Genomic DNA, 24,718 nt, shown 5'->3' on the forward strand with positions numbered 1-24,718 from the left:
GCGCGCGTTTGCAACGCGTGCTTAAAACTTCCTGGCGTTTGCAACGCCTCTTCAAAATCTCATTAACACAATTTAACACCCCATTCTAACAGATTTTTTACATCTTTAAGCACAACACCTGTGTATGCTTAAAAAATCTGCTCTTTCAATCTTATTATTATTTTTTATTTGCAGGGCTGCATGGGCACAGCAATTTACCGTTAGCGGTACAATAACCGATGATGCAGGTAAGCCCGTCCCCTTCGCCAGTGTCTTAATTCGTAATACAACCAAGGGTACATCGGCCAATGGCGATGGTGCTTATAGTATTAATATTGCGGCAGGCCCACACGAATTGTTATTTAAAGCCGTAGGTTATCAGCAGGAAATAAAAAAAGTTACAGTTAGCGGCAATACAAGTTTAGATATTAAACTATCCATCGCATCGTACCAGCTAAACGATGTAATTGTGCGTGCAGGTGGCGAAGATCCTGCCTATAGTATCATCCGCAAGGCTATCCGTAAACGTAAAACTTATTTAAATGAAGTTGATGCCTATAGTGCCGATGTGTACCTGAAAGGTTTACAGAAGCTACTGGCTGCCCCCAAGAAATTTATGGGTCAGGATATTAATCAGATCGGTCGTGAAATCGGGCTCGATTCTAACCGTCGAGGTATTGTGTATCTCTCAGAATCACAATCAAAATTAAGTTTCATGAAGCCCGACCAGATGCATGAGGAAATGATCTCATCAAAAGTATCGGGCAGTAACCGGGCTTTCAGCTTTAACCGGGCATCAGATATTAAGGTAAACCTTTATGAGAATTTCCAGTACTGGGACCAGCTGAGTAACCGCCCGCTCATATCGCCCATTGCCGATAACGCGCTTAACTTTTACAATTATAAACTACTGGGCAGCATTGTAGAGAATGGCGAAACTGTCGATAAAATTCAGCTCATCCCTAAACATGCTTTCGAACCGGTATTTAACGGCGTAATTTATATTGTGGAAGATAGCTGGCGTATCCACAGTTTCGATATCGAAATTAATAAAAGCGCCAACCTTAATATTGTTGATACCCTTAAGGTAAGAGAGCAATACATGCCTGTTAACAGCAAGGTGTGGATGCCGGCTTCTGTTAAGTTCGAGTTTATTGGCGGCTTTTTGGGCTTTAAGTTCGGCGGTTATTTTATTGCTGTTTATAGTAATTACGACATCAACCCTACCCTCGATAAAAAACAATTTGCCGAAGTACTGCGTGTGCCCAAAGGTGTAAACAAAAAGGATTCGACCTATTGGCAACAGGAAAGGCCGGTGCCGCTCACCTTAGAAGAAACCAACGACTACCAGAAGAAAGCCATTCTCGCTGCCAAACGCGAATCAAAACCCTACCTCGATTCACTCGACAGGGTATTTAATAAACTAACACCAGGCAAAGTTTTATTTACCGGCATGCTGCACCGCAACCGCTATGATAAGGAATACCTGTTTCTCGATCCCATTATCCCGTCGTTTCAATACAATACGGTAGAAGGCTTGGCGGTTAATTATGGTGCAAGCTATGTTAAACAGATAGACTCAACTACCAATAAATACCTTCGACTGGGTGGCCATGTGCGTTATGGCTTTGCCGATCGATTGTTTCATGTCAATGCCAACGCCACTATTCCGGTAGGTCAGTTTAATCTCGGCCTTAGTGGTGGTACGGGTATTTATGATCTCAACTACCTCGATCCTATTGATGCTTTGAATAACACTTTCACTACTTTATTTAACAGGCGAAACCTTAAAAAACTATACGAAAAACAGTTTGGCCAGGCATCCTTATCAGGCCGCATCATTGATGGCTGGCGCGGAAGCATATCAACCGAATATGCTAACCGCAAATGGCTGCCAAATACAGCATTTTATAGTTTTGGACATAGGGATAAAGCATTTACATCCAACAACCCTTACACGCCGGATGTTGATCAGCCTTTGTTCCCGGAAAACCAGTCGCTTACCCTTAACATTAAAACCAGTTACGATTTCAGCAATAAGTACGTAACCTACCCAAGCGGTCGGTATTATTTACCATCCGAATATCCTAAACTGGAATTGAGCTATACTAAAGGGATTAAAAATGTTTTTAGTTCTGACGTTGATTACGACCTGCTGTCGCTTAGTTTAAGCAAAGAAGAATTAAACACGGGCAAATTCGGTAAGGCGGCCTTTTATTTAGGAGTTGGCAAGTTTTTAAATGCCAAACAATTGTACTATACCGATTATGCCCAGTTTTTGGGTACCGATGGGTTTGCGTACCGCGTGAGTACCAATCGTTTCATTTTATTAAATATGTACGATTACAGCACGCCTGATAAATATTTTGAAGCCCATTACGAACAAAACTTTCACGGTTATTTCCTCAATAACATCCCGTTTATCCGCAAGTTAAAATTGCAGGAAATTGTAAATTTTAATTTTTTGGCCAACCCAACAGTTCATAATTATTATGAGGGCGCGGCGGGTGTGCAGTATCTTAACCTTAGGTTACAGTATGCCATGTCATTTAAAGATGACCGTCGTTTAAATTCTGGTGTACGTTTGGCTATTATACTACCAGAGCGTCCGGGTTCCCGCTAAAAATTATAAATTAGCGTCATAAAAAACCAATACATCATGACCTACCTACCATCGGTTGATCGTTACAAGAATATGGAATACCGCCGTTGCGGTAAAAGTGGCATTAAACTGCCTGCAGTATCACTGGGCCTATGGCACAACTTTGGCCATGTAGACGTTCTGGAGCACTTCCGCAAAACGCTGCACCTGGCTTTTGATAGTGGCATTACCCACTTTGATTTAGCTAATAACTACGGCCCGCCTCCGGGTTCGGCCGAAGAAAATTTCGGTAAATTATTGAAAGATGATTTCCGTGGATACCGCGATGAGATGATCATCTCGAGCAAAGCCGGTTATACCATGTGGGATGGCCCTTATGGCGACTGGGGTTCTAAAAAATACCTGGTAGCCAGCTTAGACCAAAGCCTGAAACGTATGGATCTGGATTATGTAGATATTTTCTACCACCACCGCCCGGATCCTGAAACCCCGCTAGAAGAAACCATGTCGGCATTAGACCTTATCGTTCGTCAGGGTAAAGCATTATATGTAGGTATCTCTAACTATCCTGCTGATGAGGCTCAAAAAGCTATAGATATATTAAAACAATTAGGCACGCCTTGTTTAATCCATCAACCTAAATACTCGATGTTTGAGCGTTGGGTTGAAGGCGGACTGCTGGATGTGCTGGAGAAAGACGGCGTAGGCTGTATCCCATTCTCGCCACTGGCACAGGGTTTATTAACTAATAAATACCTGCACGGTATTCCGGAAGATTCTCGCGCAGCAAAATCAACAGGTTTCCTGCAAACCAGTCAGGTTACGCCAGAGCGTATTAAACAAATCAGTGCGTTGAATGAGATTGCATTACAACGGAATCAAACTTTGGCGCAAATGGCATTATCATGGTTGCTAAAAGATCCGCGCGTTACTTCGGTATTAATTGGTGCAAGCAAACCAGAGCAACTGGCCGATTCATTGAAATGTTTGGATAACACCAAATTTAGCGATGAGGAATTAGCGAAGATCGAAGCCATCTTAAAATAAGACTTCATGAAACAAATTAAGTGGGGAATTATCGGTTGCGGCAACGTAACTGAGGTTAAGAGCGGCCCTGCCTTTAACAAAGTACCTAACAGCAAATTGGCAGCCGTAATGCGCAGGGATGCGGTTAAGGCTGCCGATTATGCCCACCGCCACGGTGTTGAACAATGGTTTGATGATGCTGAGAAGATGATGGACGAAGCAGGATTGGATGCACTTTATGTAGCTACTCCCCCGCTTCAGCATCTGGAATATGCTGTACGCGGACTGGAGCGAGGCTTTAATATGTACATAGAAAAGCCCGTAACCCGCAACGCTGACGAAGCCCGCCAAATAGCCGATGCAGTGGCCAAAAGTAAGGCTAAGCTAACTGTGGCACATTATCGCCGGGCATTACCTATGTTTCTGCACGTAAAAAAACTGATTGAAGATAAGGCCGTAGGCGAAATCCGCACGGTACAGATCAGGATGTGGAAAACCGAGAATGCCGAGATGATTGCCAAGACAGATACCCACTGGCGCGTACACCCGGAACTATCAGGCGGTGGCTATTTTCACGACCTCGCCCCGCACCAGTTAGACTTGGTGCTATACTATTTCGGCAAGCCAAAGGCATCACATGGCTACTCGCTCAACCAAACCAAAAAGTACCCGGCAGATGATCATGTTTGTGGGGAGATCTTATTCGAGAATGGCATCGTGGTTAACGGATCCTGGTGCTTTAACGTGGCCAAAAGCCAGGTTACCGATACCTGCGAAATTGTGGGCACCAAAGGCAAAATAACCTTCCCATTTTTCGGCAATACCGTAACATTGGAGAATGAAGCCGGCAAAGATACCGTAACGTTTACCCATCCGCAGCACATCCAGCAGCCACACATAGCAAATATTGTAGCCTACTTTAACGGCGAGCGCGAAAACCCTTGTAGTATTGAAGAGGCCGTTACGCTGATGGAAATTATAGACTCGTTTACTAAAAATTAATAATCTACCTAAAAATCAACCATGAAAAAATTAATTCTATTCGCTTTATTAACCGTTAGCAGCTTAACTGCATTTAATGCATCGGCACAAACAGCAACACCACGTCCAAGCCCTGCTGATACTGTAAAGGCGACTACCAAAAACGGTGTAGCTATTGAAGTAGCCTACAGCCAGCCCGCAGTCAAAGGCCGTACCATTGGTACAGATATTGCGCCTTACGGTAAAGTGTGGCGTACAGGTGCTAACGAAGCCACTACCATTTCTTTCAATAAAAATGTAACTTTAGAAGGCAAAGCTTTACCGGCGGGTAAGTACAGCTTGTATACCATCCCTGGCGAAAAAGAGTGGGTTATTATTATTAACAAGATCGCAATGCAGTCTGGCACTCAGTATACCGAGTCGGCCGATGTAATGCGTGTAACGGTAAAAACCGGCAAAGCAGATGCTTTTACCGAGCGTTTAAAGTTTATAATTGATGCATCTGGTAAAGTTTCTTTTGTTTGGGGCGATAAAAAGGTTTCTTTTGTAGTTAAATAAAATACACAACACGTTAGTATGCAGAGGCTTGGCACGCTTATTTTTGTTTTACTGTTATTAATGGGTGCAACCGTTAAGGCGCAAAACTATGCCGTGCCGGTAGGTTATAAGATGGTTAGTCAGGCCGATTTTGTAAGCCATGAGCAGGATGTTATTGCCACTGTGGACTGGCTGCAGGAAACACCGTGGAGCCAGGAAGCCCCTAAGCGCCGTGCTGCCACCGATTTTTTATTTAAGTGGATACAAGATACGCCAACCGTTACCATTGAGCTGATGCCCATGTTAATGAGCCTTACCGATAATAACAATAAGCTGCTGGCCATATTTATGGGTGCTTATGCCAAATACGCAATACAGCACCCGGTGTATAATAAAGATGATGCTAACCTGGTTGCTATTAAGGCCCTTATTGCCAAATACAAGGCCGAACCAACCCATACTAAAGATTTTGATATAGAACGACTGATAAAACTCGACAAAACCAACGAACTGGAAGATTGGGTGAAAAATGAGTACGAAAAGTCGGCATTATAACTAAAAAGAAAGGCTCCCAGTAACTGGGAGCCTTTCTTTTTTATGATTTCTTTTTAGGAACCTTCGCCCCTTCTTTACGCGCTTCTGAAAGGCCGATAGCCACAGCCTGCTTTTTACTGGTAACCTTTTTACCGCTGCCGCTTTTTAGCTTTCCTTCTTTCATTTCGTGCATGGTTTCTCCAACCTTCTCCTGCGCTTTTTCTGAATACTTTGCCATGATATTAATGTTTTAAATAGATATGTTAATTATTAAGCAAAAGACAGGCCAAAGATTAGAGGCAAGAAACGAGAGGCAAGAGACAAAAAAGGGCTGTCATGCTGAGGCACTCGAAGCATGGTGTAGTGGCCTCTACGCGCGACAGCCTCAGTGTGACAGGCCCTGCAGCACTAATTTGTCAGGACTTGCTTCGTACCTCGGAATAACGTACTGAGAGGAGTTATCTCGGTTCTTGTTTCTTGGCTCTTGCCTCTATCTTATAAGCTCCAGCTCCTCCACATCTCCCGAGTTAATCAACTTAATATTTTCGCTGATCTTCTCCGCGCTCCAATCCCACCAGGCAATTTTTAGTAGCCGGGTAATGGTATCATCATCAAACCGCATGCGGATAATTTGCGCCGGGTTGCCGCCTACAATGGCATAGTCGGGCACATCTTTGGTGACTACAGCTTTGGTGGCGATTATAGCACCATTGCCAATTTTAACGCCGGGCATAATGGCGGCTTCATATCCTATCCAAACATCGTTGCGGATGACGGTATCGCCTTTAAAGGGATATTTATTGTGATGATCTACACCTTCATTGATCTTTTCCCAGCCATTGCCAAATATGGCGAAGGGATAGGTAGAGATGGGTTTCACTTCGTGATTGGCACCATTCATAATAAACTTAACGCCAGATGCAATGGCGCAAAACCTTCCGATTACCAGTTTATCGCCCAGGAAATCGAAGTGATAGAGCACGTTTTTTTCGAAATTGTATGGATCGTTGTGATCATCGTAATAAGTGTAATCGCCTACCACAATATTGGGGCGGGTGATAATATTTTTAAGGAAAACTAAATTTTTATAAGTAGCCAATGGATGCACCACTGCCACGTCAGGACCGTGCTGTGTCATAAATAATAGTAAAAGATTAAATGAATAAGCTGTTTAAAACAGTATACAACGAGGGTTTGTAGCGACCTGTAATCCCTAACCTAAGCGGATAATAAAGCTATTGCCGACAGGCCAATTATATTACCATTGGAGTAATGCCTTATGTTGTAAGGCGTTACGAAGATAGGGATTTTTATTAAATCAGGAGTCAGGAATCTAGACCGAAAATAAATTTTGTCATTGCGAGGAGTGTAACGACGTGGCAATCTCGTAGTATACAGATCGAACAAGCATTGGCGACGAGATTGCCACGCTATCGCTCGCAATGACAAAAAAGGGCACATGAATATAAAAAAACGTCATTGCGTTACGAAACAATCGCGAACTTTACAGAGCGGCTCTGTAGTCCCGAGAGCTATCGGGAGGGAATTGCTTCGTACCTCGCAATGACGCGCAGGGAGAACAAGTAAGCAGGTCTTGGCTCTTGTTTCTGGCCTCTTGCCTCTAAGTGAAGCTATTTCTTTTTCAGCATCAACTCACTAATATATTTAACCGGGGCGCTTCCATAGCTCAGGAATTTTTCGTTGAAATCTTTGAGCTTGTATTTTTCGGCCATTTTCTTTTTGTAAGATTCGCGCAGGTCGATGATCTCTTTGTAGCCGCTGTAGTAACTGGTGAGTTGTACGCTGGTTACGCTTACACGTTTCCATTTATTATCGGCTTCGGCTTGTTGTTGGAAGGCCTCGTGGGTAAGCAGTTTAACTACCTGCTCCTTGGTCATGGTGCCGGTGTGTACGCTATAGTCAACAATGGTATTGCAAACCGAGCGTAAGTTCCATTTATCCCACATCAGCCACATTTCGGGCTCGTTATTACCGTAACCGTTTTCGAGCATCATTTGCTCTGTGTATACTGCCCAGCCTTCAATCATGGCGCCATTGCCAAGGATAGATTTGATCATGCTCGGCGCTTTATTGGCATAAACCAACTGCGTATAATGGCCGGGGATAGCTTCATGAATACACAGGATCTGCAAAATGTACTGGTTGTACTCACGCAGGTAGCTCTCGGCTTTTGCCGCAGGCCAGCCGCTCAGGCTGCCCACATTAAAATAGGTGTTACCTGTTTTATCATACGGACCGGGCGAACTTACCGATGCACCGGCAACACCTGCCATATAACCAGGTTCTTTGCGCACAACTAATGGTTTGGTAGGGTCAATAAACAGCAGATCCTTACTCTTCACAAAAGCAGTAAGCTTAGGGATCTGTGCCGAAATTGCCGACTGGAATTCATCAGGCTGCACATGTTTAGATGATAGCGTATCGATCATCTTACCGATCAGCTCCAAAGTATCTGTTGGCATAGCTGCCTTACCGAAATATTTAGGCCATAGCTGCTTGCTGTATTTAGCCATATCGCGGTGCAGATACTTTTTACGCTCCATTGCCGCGTTGAAAACCTGCTGAGGTGTACTCGCAGATTGGATTTCGTATTTAAATTTATCCTGATACAACTCCTTACCCAAACGGAAACTGCGTGGTTTGTCGTTCTTCATACTTTTCAACCAGGCGGCATAACCTTTAATGGCATCAGCCGATTGCTTGGCCCTCTCCAGCATCTTTTGCTTCTCGGGCTGCGGGATATTGGTTTTCTTTAACGAATCGGCAAAATCACTTTCAAAAACCGATACACCACCGTTATGCTGCTCAATAGCCAGATCGGTTAGTTCTGTAACCGGGTTTTTAAGCTGCTTTTCTGCTTCTTTATAATAGGCCGGTATGTTGGCCATCTTCATGTAAAAGCTGCGCAGGCGGTGATCTAAAGGCTCGTACTTCTCGTTTAAAATAAATGCAAACGCACCGATTACATTATATGATGATGGATCCCACTCGTAAGCTTTCTCTTGCTGCAGTTGCCATTGGGTGTACTGCATCTGGTTTTCTATCAGGTGGTAGTCAATTTTATTGTTATCCGTTAAAACATTCTGCTCAAAATTACCAAGCGAATCGAGTTGCTTACGGGTGAATTTTAACAGTTTATCGCGGCTATCGGCATTGGGTACAATTAAAATACTATCGTATTTATGGTAGCCGGTTTGCGTAGCCCAATCTGGTTGATGTTTCCATAATTCTTCCAGAAAACGGTCTTCATAGGCTACAAAGGCAGTACTATCTTTTTGAAATTGAGGGGCAACGCCTCCATCCTTTTTACAGGCTGTAAAAAACGATAGTGCAATTGCCGCTATTAAAATTGACTTTTTTATCACTTGGGTAGGGGTTTAAAATCAGGATAAACTTAAGCAATTACGCCAAATATTTATAATCAGTACCGCTATGTAAAAACAGCTTTACAATTATAACCCAACTAATATGCAAGAAATTTGTTAAACCTAAAATTAAAAAACAATGGACAAACAACATCATATATTAATTGATGAGCTGGTTAAACTGTTGCGCGGCGGCAGCGCCCATGCCTCATTAAAAGATGCACTAAAAGATTTACCTGCCGAATTACGTGGCGAAAGGCCAAATAATTTACCCTACAGCATCTGGCAGCTGGTTGAGCACATCCGCATTACCCAATGGGATATGCTGGAGTTTAGCCGGGATCCTAACCATCAATCCCCAAAATGGCCGGACGAATACTGGCCTAAAGAAGCAGCCCCTGCCGATGAAACGGCATGGAAAAACACCATACAGCAAATTGATCTTGACCTGGAAAACTTCATCAATCTGCTTAAAAAGGACGATATATATCAGGAATTGCCACATGGCGATGGCCAGAGCATTTTACGCGAGGCCCTACAATTGGCCGATCATACCAGCTACCATATCAGCGAGATTATTATTATCCGCAGGTTGCTGAATGCGTGGAAGTGATCATTAAACTAAGAAGATTTAATATCGAATAATGAATTTCCAATATTGAATAATGAATGCCTTCGATGTTGGGAATTCAATATTCATTATTCGATATTGTTAAACGAAATTGCCTCGTAGAAGCTTAACCCTACGAGGCAATTAGTATCTATCCAGAAGATGCTTCTTTACTTCAGCTTATTAATAAAATCAACCACTCCGGTAACCAGTTCTGGTTTTATCGGTAAATCTGGTTGGGTGTAGGTTTCCATATTTTTATCTTTATCTGCCGGGGCATCTTTTAAAACATAGTTCATGTTGGGGATATTTAACAAAATCGCCTCACTTTTGGCTTTCTTAAAATTATAGCCTTCATCAGCTTTTACCTGCAGGTCTGTACTGCCTTGTACAATCAGTACAGGTATTTTCAGCTTTTTAAATTCTTTAATTGGCGCATAACGCATCCAGGTTAACAGAAAAGGTTGGATGCTTGGGCGGATGTATGGATATAGCGAGGCATCAATCTCCTGCTGTACTTTACCTCTGCGGGCTAAGCTATCAACCGCATTGCCAAAACGGGTAGAGATATAATCAGGTAACCTTTTTGCCTGCTCTTTCAATACCAGGTATGCCGGCTGGCTGGCGCCTTCTACAGAAATATAAGCACCTGCGGGCGTTTCTTCACAGGCAATCATACCCACTAACGAGCCTTCGCCATGGCCTAATACAATTACTTTAGAAAACCGCGGATCATCATGCAGTTTATTAATCAGCGCCATTGCATCTTCAATATAATCTTCAATATGCAGCTGATCTTCTTTGGTCGAACTTACACTTTCGCCTACCATGCGTTTATCGTACCTTAAACTGGCAATACCGCTTTTGCCTAAAGCCACGGTCAGTTCTTTGTAGCTATTGGCGTTAATATTCTGTTTAACATTATTGCCGTTACGATCTGTATAGCCCGATGCACCAACAATAAGTACAACAGGTACCTTACCGCTGGCATTTGCAGGCATGGTTAAAGTACCAACCAAACTGCCCGAAAAACCTTTTACAGAGTAGGTTGATTCGCCCAATGCAGGGTCAACATTTAAACGTTTAAGTGCTTCTGCAGCTTTGGCAGCATCAGAGGGGCTGGTGTAATTATCAAAAAGCAAGCCCCCCATCTGGTCTTTATCATTCAGGCTAACTTTCATAGCCATGATAGATTTGGTAAAGTTTACCTTGTAGGTAGCCACACCCTGATCAAAACTTACGAATGATATTTGCTGCAGCCTGCCCAATTGCGATTGCAACTGGTTGATCATTACCTGATTTTTTTCTTCGGGCAAAGATACGCGCACCTCTGGCGAGAACATACTGAATATGCTATCGGGCTGATTGAGGTTGTAATACTGCTGAAAACGTGTAATCGCAACTTTATAGTTCTTGGGTTCTGACTGGGCGTACGCATTTACTGCTATCACAATAAATACAAAAAGCAATTTCTTCATTCGTATACTTAGATTAAGGGCGAAGTTAATTATCTTCATCAATATTAGGGATGCAAACTAAGTGTCTTATCAATTTTTAAAACAGAGCCTGTGTTCAAATAATTTGTAACCAAAATAGTATTAAAACGTAAAAATATCATACTACGCAAAAAACTTATCAATAAGTTTTTAAATTAGTCGGTCTAAACCACACGATACTGAGTTTTTGAATGAAAAAAACGTTTACCTGTCTTTTATTAGTCCTTTTTGTCAGTATTGTTCGTTACACTTATGCGCAAACTAAGATTTCCGGCCTGCAAGGTAAAATAATCAACGAAAGTTATGCGGCCGCCGAAGCTGCCACTATAGTATTGATACGTTACCGCGACTCTGTAAGCATGCAGACAACTTTAAGCGATAGAAACGGAGTTTTTGTATTTAATAGTATTAAGCCCGATAAGTATTTACTTCAGATCACTAAAACCGGGTATCATAAAATATTCAGCGGGCCTTACGTAGTTAGTGCAGGGCGCATTATTATTATTGATTCTATTAAGATGCAGCCTGCTACGGTTAACCTCAATGAAGTTGTAATAACCGAAAAACGTAAATACTACGAGGTTAAACCCGATAAAACTGTTTTAAATTTAGACAGAAGCATCCTGGCAAGGGGTTCCTCTGTTTTTAATATACTCACTACGGCCCCCGGCATTAAAACTAACAACAACGGCGATATTTTTTTACGTGCCGGGCTAAGGGCTGCCATATTTGTTAATGGTAAACAATTACGCCTGGAGGGTGATGACCTTACCTCTTACTTGCAAAGCTTACCAACTGCCGATGTAGACCAGGTAGAACTGATCCAAAACCCATCGGCCAAATACGATGCTTCGGGCTCGGGCGGCATCATTAACATCATCTTAAAAAAGGGTAAAAACATCGGTTTTAATGGCAACGTAACAGCCAATGCCGGTTATGGCAACTTTGGCAAAGGCGGCACTACATTTAATGGCAATTACCGATCGCAACAATTAAACGTTTTTGGGGGCATTGGTTATAAATATGTTAAAACAGATCATACTATAAATAACCTGCGCAATGTTAATGCAGGCGATGTTACCACGTTTGATACCCGTTATTACAGTACACAAAGCACCCCCTCTTTAGATTATCGTGCCGGGGCGGATTATTTTATCAATCCTACGCACACCATTGGGTTCTTAATAAAGGGATCGGCCGAGACCAGCAAGTTTGATAAGCAAACCAACACTTACATGTCTGTTAATGGTGCAGCCGATTCTACCATTACCACATTATCAAACCTTAAGCGTAAAAGAGATTTTATTAGCTATAACCTTAATTATGCCGGTGCCATTGGGCATACCAAGCAAATGCTTAGCGCCGATGCAGATCTGTCTATCCTAAACCGTCAGTCTAATGAGAATATTGTAAGCCGTGGCAACCCAACATCCTCACCTACGCAAGTTTTCCTCAAAGGGCCAGCCTATGATAATGATACACTGCATAATTATGCCCCAACCCGTCTTATTAATGAATCGATAAAGGTTGATTACAGTACGCCCATTACTAAAACGAGCAAACTGGAAGCCGGCTTAAAGGCCAGCTATGTAAAAAGCGATAATACCCAAACCTTTGCCGCGCTTATTAACAATGTATACGAGCCGGTACCTATGTTTACCAGCCAATTTAATTACACCGAGAAAAAAACTACAGCTTATGTAAATTATACCGGCAGCAGCAAAAAGTTTAACTATACCATTGGCTTAAGGGTTGAACATTTGGTATCTGATGCCAATACCCCAACCATGTTACATGATGTTAAGCGGGATACTACTGCCTTTTACCCTTCTGTACAGCTTGATTATAATATAGGCAGCTCACAGCAGCTTAGCTTTATTTATAACCACCGTACCGAACAGCCTGCTTATGAAAGCCTTAACCCCACTGTAAGTTACCAGGACAATTACAACTACCGTACTGGAAATGCGTATCTGCGCCCGGCATTTGTCGATTATTTTCAGCTGTCGTATGCCGGCAAATCAAACTACCTTGTTTCGCTGTACGCCTCTACCGTGAGCGACTTTTTTGAATTCAGCTATTTCTCACAAAATGATGCTACCAAGGTTTTAGTAACAACCAAACGTAACCTTAAAAGAGTGAACGATTACGGCGTTAAGCTCGCCTTGCCGCTGAGATTAACAAAATGGTGGGATATTAATTTCAATCCCGATTTTTCTTATTACCAGTTTATAGATTACCAGGGCTACTTAAATAAATGGTCGAAAGATCTGATCCTTGACCTTGATCAGAATTTTACGATCGGCAAAACTATCTCCGCCACTTTAAATACCCATTACGAGTCGAGCGTATTTTATGGTCTTTCATACAATAAACCGGTGTTTATCATGAACCCCGGCATCAGTAAACAAGTATTAAATAAAGCGGCAACTATCAATTTAAGCGTTTCTGATCTTTTTAACACCTATAAAGACCGCTACCAAACCATGTACAGAAACCTGGATATTACCTCGTACGATAAAAAGGAAACGCGGATTATAAACCTAAGCTTTGTTTATAATTTTGGTAAGCGTACTGTTAAAGGCGCTCGTAAACATACCACAGGTAATAGCGATGAAGTGAAAAGAATGTCTGGCGGTGGCGGTAATTAACCCCCAATGTGGGTAAGTTAAAGATTAACAATATCGAATAATGAATTTTGAATTTCCAACATCGAAGTTTTCCTTCACTATTCAATAGTGGACATTCTGTGTTCGATATTAAATTCGTTATCTTAATAACGCTGAACTACCCTCCGTGCCCGGTTAGCATAGCCGAAATAATAATTAGCAATACCAGCAAAGTAATACCTACATAGAGGTAATCTTTCTCGATCATAAACCCTATTGCCGAAAATATGATCCGCAGTACCGGGGTGGCAATCAGCAAAATAATACCTGCTTGTATAATAGCGCGCCCGCGACCATCTAAAATACCATGAAAAATTCCGGGCAATGTGTGCACAAAATCGGGTACTCCTTTAAACTCGTGGTAATCTATGTGTTCGCTGCTGTGGCGGCTCAGGTAAATTACCCCGCCGATAAAAACAACAAGCATCGATACAAAAACGCCGGCGCGTAATACCCAGCCAATAATGGCCTGCATGTCGGTATCTTTAAATTTTGTATTTGCCATTGTTATATCTTTCCGCTTAAACCGTTATAAATCATTTGTCCGGCCAGTATGGTTACAATAACCGCAAATACCCAGCGCAACCAGCCGGATGAATTGGAGTTTACCAATATTTTAGAACCTGTTAAAGCGCCCAGTAAAACCCCGATAACCACAGGCATAGCCAATGCCGGGTCTATGTATCCACGTTGCAGGTAAACCACCGCACTTGCCGCCGCTGTAACCCCAATCATAAAATTACTGGTGGTGGTTGATACTTTAAACGGTACGCGCATTATGCTATCCATAGCTACCACCTTTAGCGAGCCCGATCCGATACCCAGTAAGCCCGATATAATGCCGGCAAACAGCATCATCACAAAACCACCACCTACGTTGCGTATGCCATATTTAACCACTTCGCCATCGGCAGTGGGATAGCTTCCGTTCAGTTTAAGTTTTTGCGCCCAATGGCTTTCAGTCTGTAAAACAGTAGTATCTTTTTTACGAAGCGACATGATGGCCGAAAAGATGAGTATCACCCCAAATATTACTGCAATAACCGGCGCATGGATCAGTAATGAAAGCATAGCACCTATTAAAGCTCCTGTGGTAGTGGCGATCTCGAGGAACATGCCGATACGCATATTGGTAATCCCCTCTTTAACATACGCCGCTGCCGAACCCGATGAAGTAGCAATAACCGATACCAGCGATGCCCCAATGGCATAATGAATATTTACACCCAGACCGATAGTGAGTAAAGGGATAATCACTACGCCGCCACCCAGGCCGGTTAGTGAACCTAACAAGCCGGCGAAATAAGAACCTACCAGTATAATTAATGTTAAAACGAGTACCGACATGTAAAGCAGCAGTATTGAGCCCGCTAAATTAGCAAATACTTTTTTAGCTCTCTGGTTTTTAATGTAACGTTAATCTTAATATTAAACACAAAATGGCTGCGTTGTATAAAAACAATATTTGTCGAAGGAAGCTTGGCTTTTTTATCTATCTGTAGATAATTAAATACAAATAGCTACTTTAACCGTTTATAACATTGTATGAGAATTAAGCACTGCCTTTTTATATTATTTTGCCTGATGAGTTGCAGGCTATTCGCTCAAAGCAAGCTGCCTGCTAATATGTTTTTACGCAAACTGCCTAACGGTTTGGATGTACTAGTGATTGAAGACAATAGCGTACCCCTTGCAACGGTAATGATTACCTGCAAAAATGGTTCATTTACCGAAACACCGCAGTTTAACGGACTGAGCCATCTGTACGAGCACATGTTTTTTAAGGCCAATAAAGACTACCCTTCGCAGGAAGAGTTTATGAACCGCATCAGCGAGTTGGGGATCGACTTTAATGGCTCTACCACTTACGAAAATGTGAACTACTACTTTACCCTGCCCAGCGCCAATTTAAAACCGGGACTGGAGCTGATGAACTCATCTATCCGTTACCCGTTATTCAACCCCGAAGAAATGGCAAAGGAAAACATCGTGGTTGATGACGAATTTCAACGCCATGAATCGACCCCGGCTTTTGCTTTGATTGATAGCATGGACCATAAAATGTGGGGCAAGCTATACAGCCGTAAAAACCCAACCGGCGATCATAACGTGATCCGCTCGGCTACACCGGCTTTGATGGATTCGATCAAGAATAAATATTATTATCCTAACAACGCCATGCTCACTATCGCCGGTGATGTAAAACATGACGCGGTATTTAGTGAGGTTGAAGCCCTGTTTGGCAGCTGGCAACCCTCTGCCTTCGATCCATTCAAAAAATGGCCGATCCCGGAGTTTAAGCCATTAACTAAAGTTGATTATTTCGTGGTGAAATCGAACCTCACTAATGTGCCATTTATCCAGATGGCCTGGTTTGGGCCAGATACTCGTACCGATATACCATCAACTTATGCAGCCGATGTGTTCTCTTATATCCTCGATCAAAACTCGTCGAAACTAAGTAAAGCGCTCATCCAATCCGGACTAGCGCTGAATGTAGATTTCAGTTATTTAACGCTGAGGCATACCGGGCCCATTACATTAACCGTAGTACCCAACCCTACCAAAGTGGCCGAATGCTTTGCAGAGATCAAGCACCAGATCTCACTTTGGGATACGCCCGATTACGTTACCGACGAACAACTGGAAACTGCTAAGCGCAAGCTAGAAATTAAACAGATCCGCGAAGCAGAAGTAACCAGCGATTTTACCCAGGTGCTCTCATTCTGGTGGGCATCGGCATCCATCGATTATTTTAATACTTATAACGACAACCTTAAAAAAATGACGAAGGACGATCTGCGGGCTTATGTACGCAAATACATCATCAACAAACCCTACTGTGCAGGCCTGTTAATTAATCCTGCCATGGAACAACAAGTTGCGCCGGAAACATTTTTTAAAGCAAAATAATTGAGAAGCAAGAGACAAGAGACAGGAATCAAGACAGGAAATTTAGAGGAATCAGGAATCGAGAGTCAAGAATCGAGACCGAGAACTCACTCTGGTTCAAAACAAATAATTCTGATAATTCCCAAATTCAGTAAATTCTGATCAATGAAGAAACTCATAACCACCATATTCACACTATGCTTTATCTATAGCATAAGCATAGCCCAAACCTTGCCAACCAATACCACCACTTCTTTTATGGTGAATGGGTTAAAGGTAATTTTTAAACCTACTGTTAAAGAGGTAATCAGCGTTCGGATGTATTTCCGCGGCGGGGTATACAACTACCCCGGCACGATGGCAGGGATAGAAAGCCTGGCGCTTAAAGCCGCTACCGAATGCGGTACCAAGAAATATAATGCCGATAAATTTCGAGATCTGGCCGATGAGTTTGGTGTATCCATAGGCGGTTCATCAACTTACGATTATGGTAACATCGGCATCGACTGCGTGGCCAAATACTTTAACCAAAGCTGGGATCTTTTTGCCGAAGCCATTAATAACCCCGTGTTTGATAATGCCGAAGTACAATTGTTAAAAAGCAAGCAGATCACCGTCATTAACGGCCAGCAAAGCGACCCCGACCAGCACCTCGACGATTTGCAGGTGCAAACCGCCTTTGCAGGCACACCTTACGCCACCGACCCGGATGGTACAGAACAAAGCCTAACCGCACTAAGCAGCACTGATCTGAAAGAATATTACTACAACCTGCTCAATAAAAACCGCATGTTTATTGTGGTAGCCGGTAATATTACCCGCCAGCAAATTGAGGAAAAGATCAAAGCTTCTTTCACTTCGCTGCCGGCAAAACCTTACACCCCGCCCGTTCGCCAGGCACCGGTTTGGAAAGAAAATAAGGTTTATGTAGAAAGCCGTGCACTGGCTACCAACTACATAAGCGCGGCATTTAACGCACCACCAGTAAATAGCCCCGAGTTTCTGGCTTACCGCATGGGTATTTCGGCCTTTGGTGGCACGCTGTTTAATGAGCTTCGCACTAAACTAAATTTGTCTTATGATCCTGGTGCTTATGCCGTATCGCAACTCATGTCGTATGGCATTATCCATGTAAGTACCAACAGCCCTAAAGAAGCCATTGAGGCAACAGATCGTACCCTGAGCCGCCTGAAAGAGCTGGGCATATCAGACGAAGGACTTAAATATCTTAAAGGTAGCTTTATCACCTCCAACTACATAAAAGAGCAGGGCTCAGGTGCAATTACTGCCAACCTCGGTTCGGCCGAAATTAATGGTGGATGGGAGTACGCTGATAAACTACCTGCCATGATTAACGCTATCACTGTAGACCAGATTAACGCTGCCATGCTCAAATACATCGGCGGCCTCCGCTGGACGTATATTGGCGATCCCGAACTGGCAAAAAAAGCCGAAGATGCCTTTAGCACCCAAGTGCATTAATGCTTTAATCCAGAGTAGACAGCTTTTCAACCTCTCTCCTTGGGGGAGGGGTGCGGCTACTTGTGTAATGGCAGGGAGGGGTCACTCCCATGCAAAGCAATTACAAAACCTCCCTCTATCTCCCAAGAGAGGGACTATCTGCATTTGTTAAAAAGGGAACGGATGTATGATAGCGAAATAATAAGTCCACACGATAAGGAATAACTGCATCGGGATACGGAAAATAAGATAGTATATCCCCGGGCCGCTAAAGTCGCCCTCCTCCATATTTACGCGGCGTTGGGTTGCATAAACGTTGGCGGGTAGCATAGCGATTAGAAATATCACCAGTAGATAACCTGCTGTTACACGGGTTTCGTAGATCATGATACCGGCTGCACCTGCAATTTCAATAATACCGGTAATTAATATAATGAGTTTTTTTAGTGGATTTGGGATAAAAGGAGGCACCATCAGTATCATACCTTTTATAAAAACAAAGTGTGCTATTGAGGTAAACAACAGCATTACGCACAAAGCCAGCCGACCGCTGAAATACAAATCTTCACGCTGATGAAATGCGTAACTAAAAAGCATTGATAATGCAAAAACAGACACCAAAACAATGAGTGGTTTCATGTAAAAAGCGTTAGGGGTAAATAATTTACAATTGGTTAACATAAATGTAGTTAATCTGTTGTTTTCCTGCACATTTCCACTAAACTTTTTTCAACAAAAAATAGCCTCAGCCTGTTGTTATGTGTAAGTTTGATATAAAAGATTTATACACTGTAAAGTGGTTAATCATATCATCATACCCTTAATAAAACATCGCTATGTCGTACCAAAAAATTACTGAGCTTTTAGGCAAAGACGCAGATTCGCTTTTAAACCACGAATGCAAAACTTTTTCTAAGGATTTATTACACGCCCCCTCACCCGATTTTATCGATAACGTATTCTTAAACACTAACCGCAACCCGCAGGTGCTGCGCAATCTGGCCGCCATTTATAATCACGGTCGCTTAGGAGGCACAGGCTATTTGTCGATACTCCCGGTTGATCAGGGCATCGAGCATACCGCTGGTGCATCGTTTGCCAAAAACCCGATGTACTTCGACCCCGAAAATATTATCAAACTGGCGCTCGAAGCAGGCTCGAACGCCGTGGCTACCACATTTGGCAACCTGGCCAGTGTGGCACGCAAGTATGCCCATAAAATACCATTCCTGGTGAAGCTTAATCACAACGAATTGCTCACCTACCCTACCAAGTACGATCAGATTATGTTCGGTTCGGTAGATGATGCCTGGAACCTGGGTGCAGCTGCTGTTGGTGCTACGATATATTTTGGTTCTGAAGAATCAGACCGCCAGATTGTGGAAGTAGCCAAAGCCTTTGAACGTGCCCACCAGTTAGGCCTCCCTACCGTTTTATGGTGCTATACCCGTAACAATGCCTTCAAAAAAGACGGCGTTAATTACGAAACCGCAACGGATATTACCGCCCAGGCCAACCACATTGGCGTAACCATACAAGCCGATATTATTAAACAAAAAATGCCAGATGTAAACGGAGGTTTTACCACCATCGGTTTCTCTAAAACAGACCCGCTAATGTACAGCGAACTGGTTACCGACAACCCGATTGATATGTGCCGTTACCAGGTAGCCAATTGCTACATGGGCCGCGCAGGCTTGATTAATTCAGGTGGTGAATCAAAAGGCGCATCAGACCTGGCCGATTCTGTAAAAAATGCCGTAATCAACAAACGCGCCGGTGGTTCGGGTTTGATCCTGGGTCGCCGCTCTTTCCAACGCCCGTTTGCTGAAGGGGTAGACTTCTTGCATACGATACAGGATGTATATCTAGAGAAAGAGATAGGGCTGGCTTAATATTTAGGTAGCAGTAGCAAAGTGGCAGTAGCAGTCCCAGGATAAAAGACTTTGGGACGAAGGACAAACGGAGGATATTACTATTCATCTTATCCTTCGTCTTTTATCCCAAAATCTTTTATCTATCATACGCTGTCGCAAGTTTAGCGCAGCGTAACTTGTGACTTGTCTATTGTAAGCTTTCAGCTTACGTTAGGTGAAACCTTACTCCAGATTAACCATCCCGATGATAATCGGGACGATAACGAAGTGGCTTTTCAAAACTGCTACTGCTACTAACCACCGCAACTCTTAAAAACTATTTCTTCAAATAGCTCTCCCGCACTGCCTTAAACTCCGAGCCTTGTTTCCATTGCGGCCATTCATTGCTGTAGGCTAATTTTTTTCCGACTAAGAACACCAGCCTTAAATCTTCGATGGTGCCGCTTACATCCCATTTGGTGGCATCGTATTCGTCGTTGGGTTTGTGGTATACGCTGCTGTTGTAGTATTCGTGCATTTTCAGGCCGGCTTCTTTGCCCTGGGCCACCAGGTCGGTACCGGTTTCGATATATAAGGCAGGGATACCTACTTTAGCAAAGTTAAAGTGGTCTGAACGGAAATACATCCCTTTTGATGGCACAGCCTCTGGCTCAATGTGGCGGCCTTGTGTTTTTGCAGCTTCGGCCAGGTAATCTTCCAGTTGCGATTGTCCGTACCCTACAACCGAAATATCCTTAGTTTTTCCGTAGGGATAAAACATGTCCATATTAATATCAGCCACTGTTTTATTTTTAGGGAAAGCCGGATTTTCAGCATAGTAAGCCGATCCCCATAAACCCTGTTCTTCTGCTGTTACTGAGAGGAAAATAATGGTACGCTCTGGCTTCGTCTTCATACTTTTAAAAGCTTTAGCCAGTTCAAGCAAACCTGCAGTTCCGCTGGCATTGTCAATGGCTCCGTTATAGATACTATCGCCTTTGGCATCGGGTTTACTGATACCGAAGTGGTCCCAGTGTGCAGAGTAAATAATGCACTCATCGGCATGTTTAGTCCCTGTAATTTTGGCAATCACGTTGTGCGACTGGTTGTACTTGCACGTAGTACTTAAACCGGTTGTGATATTCAAGTTCAATGGGCTGCCTTTAAAACCTGGGGCCAATGCTTTAGCCAGCATCGTTTTATAATCTGTGCCGATGGTTGCAAACAGTTTTTCTGTTGCTGGTAAAGTTAACCAACCTTCAAAAGCACATTTGTAGCTTTCGTGACCACGCGGGTCGAGGTATAGTTTAGATGCCTTCCAGCTATTAGCAACTACGCTAAATCCATAAGCAGCAGGTGCAGTATCATGGATAATTAAACAACCTTTTGCACCATGTTTGGCGGCTTCGTCGTATTTATAAGTCCAGCGGCCATAGTAGGTCATGGTTTTACCTTTAAATTGTTTGGCATCGTAATACCCCGGATCATTCACCAGCACCACTACAATTTTGCCTTTGACATCCAGCCCGGCATAATCATCGTGATTAAACTCTGGTGCCGAAATACCGAAACCTGCAAATACCAATTCTTCATTTTTAAGGTCGATACGGGCATCGGTGCGGCGTGTCCATAACACGTAATCTTTTAATCCTTCCAGATCGAAACTGGCGTTGGCACCGGTAACCTTCATCTGCGGATCGGGATTGGTGTAGATAGATACCATTGGCACTGGCTGCAAATAGCTGCCTTTATTGCCTGGCTCGAGACCCAAAGCTTTAAACTGGCCTTGCAAATAATCGAGCGTAGCGGTTTCTCCCGGACTAAACGGCAGGCGTCCCTGTAGCTTGTCTGACGATACTTCGCTTACGTATTTACGGTAACTGGCTTCGCTGAAGGCGTTTAGCCCATCTGTATTTTGAGCCATCGCTTGGTACAAACTGCCGGTTAAACAGACTGCAAGCAGGGAGCGCTTTATGTTTTTGATATTCATTTGGATGCGTTAATTTGTTTGAAACGGCAAAATACGCATCTGAATTAACAGAATTAAAGAATTTTCAGAATTACAACATCCTTTCTTTTGAATCAATCCCTTCCTCGTTATGACTTAGATATATCCTCATTTTCTAAAATGACTAAAATGATCCATCCATTCTCTACATAAAACACTCATTTTTAATCAAATTAAATTTTATGAAAGAGAAAATTGAACTGGATATAAATACCGACTTATCCATCCCGGCCAAAAAAGCATGGCAAAAACCGGGTGTCGAAATTATAAGTCAAGACATCGAATCCGGGCAGGCTGGAATTTTCCAGGAAGCAACCTTTGCCGGTTTAGATCCATTTTCGCTTTACAATTCTTAACTTATATGCTCTGGCGCAAGTATTAGCTTACGCCCTTTTATTTTTTTTTAAAGTAAATAATTAAACAATTAACACCCGTTCCGGGAATCTTGCCCGGAAGCCTGCAATTTGATGCAGACAATTTTTTCTTCTTTATTTCATAATTAAAGTGGCTTGTTAATACCTTCTGAATTAAAGGTCTTACAAAGAAAATAAACAAGATAATAAGTTTTCGTGGCGCAAGTGCGTCACAAGGCAAAACCCACATTAATTATTACTTTTGAGGCTGTCTGAATGGCCCGTGCGATTCCCCTCTCGAGAGGGGTGCAGGGGTGTGTCCCTGCATGTAAAACACAGCCCTGCCATCACACAATTGCGGCCCGCCCCCTCTCGAGAGGGGGAATTGAAAAAGCTCAGACTTATAGTACTACATGGGTTACAAAAGCTTACAAGCCTGCATTACCGATCTGGAAAAACATGGTCACCTTATCCGTATTAAAGACGAAGTTGACCCTTATTTAGAAATGGCTGCTATACACCTGCGCGTGTTTGAACAGCAGGGGCCTGCCCTGCTCTTCGAGAAAGTAAAGGGCAGTAAATTCCCTGCGGTTTCTAACCTGTTTGGCACGCTCGAGCGGTCGGAATTTATTTTCAGGGATACGCTGGAGAAGATCAAGACACTGGTTGATATCAAAAGCGATCCGCTGAAAGCTATTAAAAACCCGGTTAAATACGCTAATGTTGCCATGACTGCGCTTTCGGCCTTACCCATGAAAGTGAGTAGCAGTAACATTAAAAACTTCAACAAAACCACCATTGATGCCCTGCCGCAGATTGTGAACTGGCCTATGGATGGCGGCCCGTTTGTAACCATGCCCCAGGTTTATACCGAGGATATGGACAAGCCCGGCATCATGAACGCCAACCTGGGTATGTACCGCATCCAATTGGGTGGTAACGATTATATCCAGAACGAGGAGATCGGCCTGCATTATCAATTGCACCGGGGCATCGGCATCCATCAAACTAAAGCAAACGCCAAAGGCCAGCCCTTAAAGGTGAGCATATTTGTAGGTGGGCCGCCATCGCACCCGGTTGCAGCAGTAATGCCCTTACCAGAAGGATTATCTGAAATGACTTTCGCCGGAGCACTGGGTAACCGACGCTTCCGATACTTTTATGATGCCGAAGGCTTCTGCATTTCTGCCGATGCCGATTTTGTAGTTACCGGCACAGTAATGCCGCACGAAAATAAACCCGAAGGCCCATTTGGCGATCACCTGGGTTATTACAGTTTAACGCACCCTTTCCCGCTGATGAAGGTGCATAATGTGTATCATCGTAAGGATGCCATCTGGTCGTTCACCGTAGTAGGCCGACCGCCACAGGAGGATACCAGCTTTGGCGCATTAATTCATGAGATCACCGGCTCTGCTTTGCCTAAAGAAATACCGGGTTTACATGCGGTAAATGCGGTTGATGCTGCAGGTGTTCATCCACTCCTATTCGCCACGGGTAGCGAACGTTATACCCCATACCTCAAAGAGCGCAAGCCACAGGAAATATTAACTATCGCCAATCACATCTTCGGTAAAAATCAACTAAGCCTGGCTAAATACTTGTTCATCGCCGCACAGGAAGACGACCCGAAACTAGATGTAAATGATATTTACGGTTTCCTGAAACATTGCCTCGAACGCATTGATTTAACCCGAGACCTGCACTTCCATACCCGCACCACCATTGATACCCTCGATTATAGCGGCAGCGGATTGAATAGCGGCAGTAAAGTAGCAGTGGCAGTGGCAGGTGATAAAAAAAGAGAGCTGTGGTCAGAGTTACCAACTGATTTTACCCTGCCCGAAATCTTCACAGATTATAAATTAGCCATGCCTGGAGTACTGGCAGTTAAAGCACCCAAATATCAATTGGAGCTGGAAACCCAAAGACAGGTAAGCACCCTAAACGACCATTTTAAAACAGCTGATCTTAGCGGCCTGCCATTAATGGTTTTGTGCGACGATGCCCAGTTTACTGCAGCCAACATTAATAACCTGGTTTGGGTTACGTTTACGCGCAGCAACCCATCGCACGATATTTTTGGTATCAATAGTTTTACAGAACACAAGCACTGGGGCTGCGCCGGTCCGCTGATTATTGATGCCAGGATGAAACCCCACCACGCGCCCGAGTTGATAAAAGACCCTGAAGTGGAGAAAAAGGTGGATTTATTAGTTAATAGTTCGTGGTTCATAGATCATAGTAAGAAGTAGCAGGGGCAAGTGGCAGTAGCAGTTTCGCTTGTTTTTACGACTACGCACCAATGAACTATTGAACCGGTGAACA

Annotated in this window: 20 protein-coding genes; 12 read left to right on the plus strand and 8 right to left on the minus strand. The window is 43.3% G+C overall.

Translation table 11 applies throughout. The features are described 5' to 3' along the window. Positions 1 to 124: 124 nt before the first annotated feature. The 5 genes from PQO05_RS21125 to PQO05_RS21145 are packed head-to-tail and all read left to right on the plus strand — an operon-like array spanning position 125 to position 5,680. Entirely contained in the window at positions 125 to 2,602 is a 2,478-nt protein-coding gene (locus tag PQO05_RS21125; RefSeq protein WP_273629436.1) for a DUF5686 and carboxypeptidase regulatory-like domain-containing protein, read from the plus strand. A 36-nt stretch (positions 2,603 to 2,638) separates the two neighbouring features. Continuing rightward, positions 2,639 to 3,628: an L-glyceraldehyde 3-phosphate reductase gene (gene mgrA / locus PQO05_RS21130; protein ID WP_273629437.1), complete on the plus strand. Its 990-nt coding sequence runs from the start codon at positions 2,639 to 2,641 to the stop codon at positions 3,626 to 3,628. A gap of 6 nt (positions 3,629 to 3,634) precedes the next feature. Next, complete coding sequence (locus PQO05_RS21135; protein ID WP_273629438.1) at positions 3,635 to 4,609, plus strand: Gfo/Idh/MocA family protein; 975 nt, start codon at positions 3,635 to 3,637, stop codon at positions 4,607 to 4,609. Between the two features lie 21 nt (positions 4,610 to 4,630). Continuing rightward, complete coding sequence (locus PQO05_RS21140; protein ID WP_273629439.1) at positions 4,631 to 5,146, plus strand: DUF2911 domain-containing protein; 516 nt, start codon at positions 4,631 to 4,633, stop codon at positions 5,144 to 5,146. Positions 5,147 to 5,164: 18 nt separating this feature from the next. Next, positions 5,165 to 5,680 carry a hypothetical protein gene (locus tag PQO05_RS21145; RefSeq protein WP_273629440.1) on the plus strand — a complete coding sequence of 172 codons (516 nt, stop codon included), beginning with the start codon at positions 5,165 to 5,167 and terminating at the stop codon, positions 5,678 to 5,680. Positions 5,681 to 5,720: 40 nt separating this feature from the next. Here PQO05_RS21145 and PQO05_RS21150 read toward each other — a convergent pair whose 3' ends face one another. From PQO05_RS21150 to PQO05_RS21160, 3 genes are all read right to left on the minus strand, one after another. Next, complete coding sequence (locus tag PQO05_RS21150; RefSeq protein ID WP_273629441.1) at positions 5,721 to 5,897, minus strand: DUF6496 domain-containing protein; 177 nt, start codon at positions 5,895 to 5,897, stop codon at positions 5,721 to 5,723. A gap of 252 nt (positions 5,898 to 6,149) precedes the next feature. Next, entirely contained in the window at positions 6,150 to 6,797 is a 648-nt protein-coding gene (locus tag PQO05_RS21155; RefSeq protein WP_273629442.1) for a CatB-related O-acetyltransferase, read from the minus strand. A gap of 493 nt (positions 6,798 to 7,290) precedes the next feature. Continuing rightward, complete coding sequence (locus PQO05_RS21160; protein ID WP_273629443.1) at positions 7,291 to 9,045, minus strand: DUF885 domain-containing protein; 1,755 nt, start codon at positions 9,043 to 9,045, stop codon at positions 7,291 to 7,293. A 139-nt stretch (positions 9,046 to 9,184) separates the two neighbouring features. Here PQO05_RS21160 and PQO05_RS21165 point away from each other — a divergent pair, with 139 nt between their 5' ends. Continuing rightward, on the plus strand, positions 9,185 to 9,658 hold the full coding sequence (locus PQO05_RS21165) for a DinB family protein (protein ID WP_273629444.1): 474 nt from the start codon (positions 9,185 to 9,187) through the stop codon (positions 9,656 to 9,658). Between the two features lie 167 nt (positions 9,659 to 9,825). Here PQO05_RS21165 and PQO05_RS21170 read toward each other — a convergent pair whose 3' ends face one another. Continuing rightward, on the minus strand, positions 9,826 to 11,133 hold the full coding sequence (locus PQO05_RS21170; RefSeq protein WP_273629445.1) for a serine aminopeptidase domain-containing protein: 1,308 nt from the start codon (positions 11,131 to 11,133) through the stop codon (positions 9,826 to 9,828). A gap of 209 nt (positions 11,134 to 11,342) precedes the next feature. Here PQO05_RS21170 and PQO05_RS21175 point away from each other — a divergent pair, with 209 nt between their 5' ends. Continuing rightward, a complete protein-coding gene (locus PQO05_RS21175) occupies positions 11,343 to 13,802 on the plus strand; it encodes an outer membrane beta-barrel protein (RefSeq protein ID WP_273629446.1) in 2,460 nt (819 codons plus the stop codon). Positions 13,803 to 13,938: 136 nt separating this feature from the next. On the opposite strand, the gene PQO05_RS21180 is transcribed toward PQO05_RS21175, so the two are convergent. Beyond that, positions 13,939 to 14,325: a DUF1634 domain-containing protein gene (locus PQO05_RS21180; protein ID WP_273629447.1), complete on the minus strand. Its 387-nt coding sequence runs from the start codon at positions 14,323 to 14,325 to the stop codon at positions 13,939 to 13,941. Between the two features lie 2 nt (positions 14,326 to 14,327). After that, the gene (locus tag PQO05_RS21185) at positions 14,328 to 15,167 is read right to left on the minus strand and encodes a sulfite exporter TauE/SafE family protein (RefSeq protein ID WP_273629448.1); all 840 of its coding nucleotides are present in this window, start codon (positions 15,165 to 15,167) and stop codon (positions 14,328 to 14,330) included. A gap of 237 nt (positions 15,168 to 15,404) precedes the next feature. On the opposite strand from PQO05_RS21185, the gene PQO05_RS21190 reads away from it, so the two are divergent. Further along, positions 15,405 to 16,733 carry a M16 family metallopeptidase gene (locus tag PQO05_RS21190; RefSeq protein WP_273629449.1) on the plus strand — a complete coding sequence of 443 codons (1,329 nt, stop codon included), beginning with the start codon at positions 15,405 to 15,407 and terminating at the stop codon, positions 16,731 to 16,733. Positions 16,734 to 16,877: 144 nt separating this feature from the next. Continuing rightward, positions 16,878 to 18,194 (plus strand): M16 family metallopeptidase, encoded by a 1,317-nt coding sequence (locus PQO05_RS21195; RefSeq protein ID WP_273629450.1) that lies wholly within the window; start codon positions 16,878 to 16,880, stop codon positions 18,192 to 18,194. 147 nt (positions 18,195 to 18,341) lie between these two features. Here the strand turns inward: PQO05_RS21195 and PQO05_RS21200 are convergent, their stop codons facing one another. Continuing rightward, positions 18,342 to 18,812, minus strand: a complete 471-nt coding sequence (locus tag PQO05_RS21200) for a DoxX family protein (protein WP_273629451.1) — start codon at positions 18,810 to 18,812, stop codon at positions 18,342 to 18,344. 197 nt (positions 18,813 to 19,009) lie between these two features. On the opposite strand from PQO05_RS21200, the gene PQO05_RS21205 reads away from it, so the two are divergent. After that, positions 19,010 to 20,068 (plus strand): class I fructose-bisphosphate aldolase, encoded by a 1,059-nt coding sequence (locus PQO05_RS21205; protein WP_273629452.1) that lies wholly within the window; start codon positions 19,010 to 19,012, stop codon positions 20,066 to 20,068. A gap of 298 nt (positions 20,069 to 20,366) precedes the next feature. Here the strand turns inward: PQO05_RS21205 and PQO05_RS21210 are convergent, their stop codons facing one another. After that, positions 20,367 to 22,019 carry a M28 family metallopeptidase gene (locus tag PQO05_RS21210; RefSeq protein WP_273629453.1) on the minus strand — a complete coding sequence of 551 codons (1,653 nt, stop codon included), beginning with the start codon at positions 22,017 to 22,019 and terminating at the stop codon, positions 20,367 to 20,369. A 200-nt stretch (positions 22,020 to 22,219) separates the two neighbouring features. On the opposite strand from PQO05_RS21210, the gene PQO05_RS21215 reads away from it, so the two are divergent. Further along, positions 22,220 to 22,393, plus strand: a complete 174-nt coding sequence (locus PQO05_RS21215; protein WP_273629454.1) for a hypothetical protein — start codon at positions 22,220 to 22,222, stop codon at positions 22,391 to 22,393. 410 nt (positions 22,394 to 22,803) lie between these two features. Further along, entirely contained in the window at positions 22,804 to 24,645 is a 1,842-nt protein-coding gene (locus tag PQO05_RS21220; RefSeq protein WP_273629455.1) for a UbiD family decarboxylase, read from the plus strand. The last annotated feature ends 73 nt before the right edge of the window (positions 24,646 to 24,718 follow it).

The sequence above is a fragment of the Mucilaginibacter jinjuensis genome, assembly GCF_028596025.1.
In the GTDB taxonomy this organism is placed as follows: Bacteria; Bacteroidota; Bacteroidia; order Sphingobacteriales; family Sphingobacteriaceae; genus Mucilaginibacter; species Mucilaginibacter jinjuensis.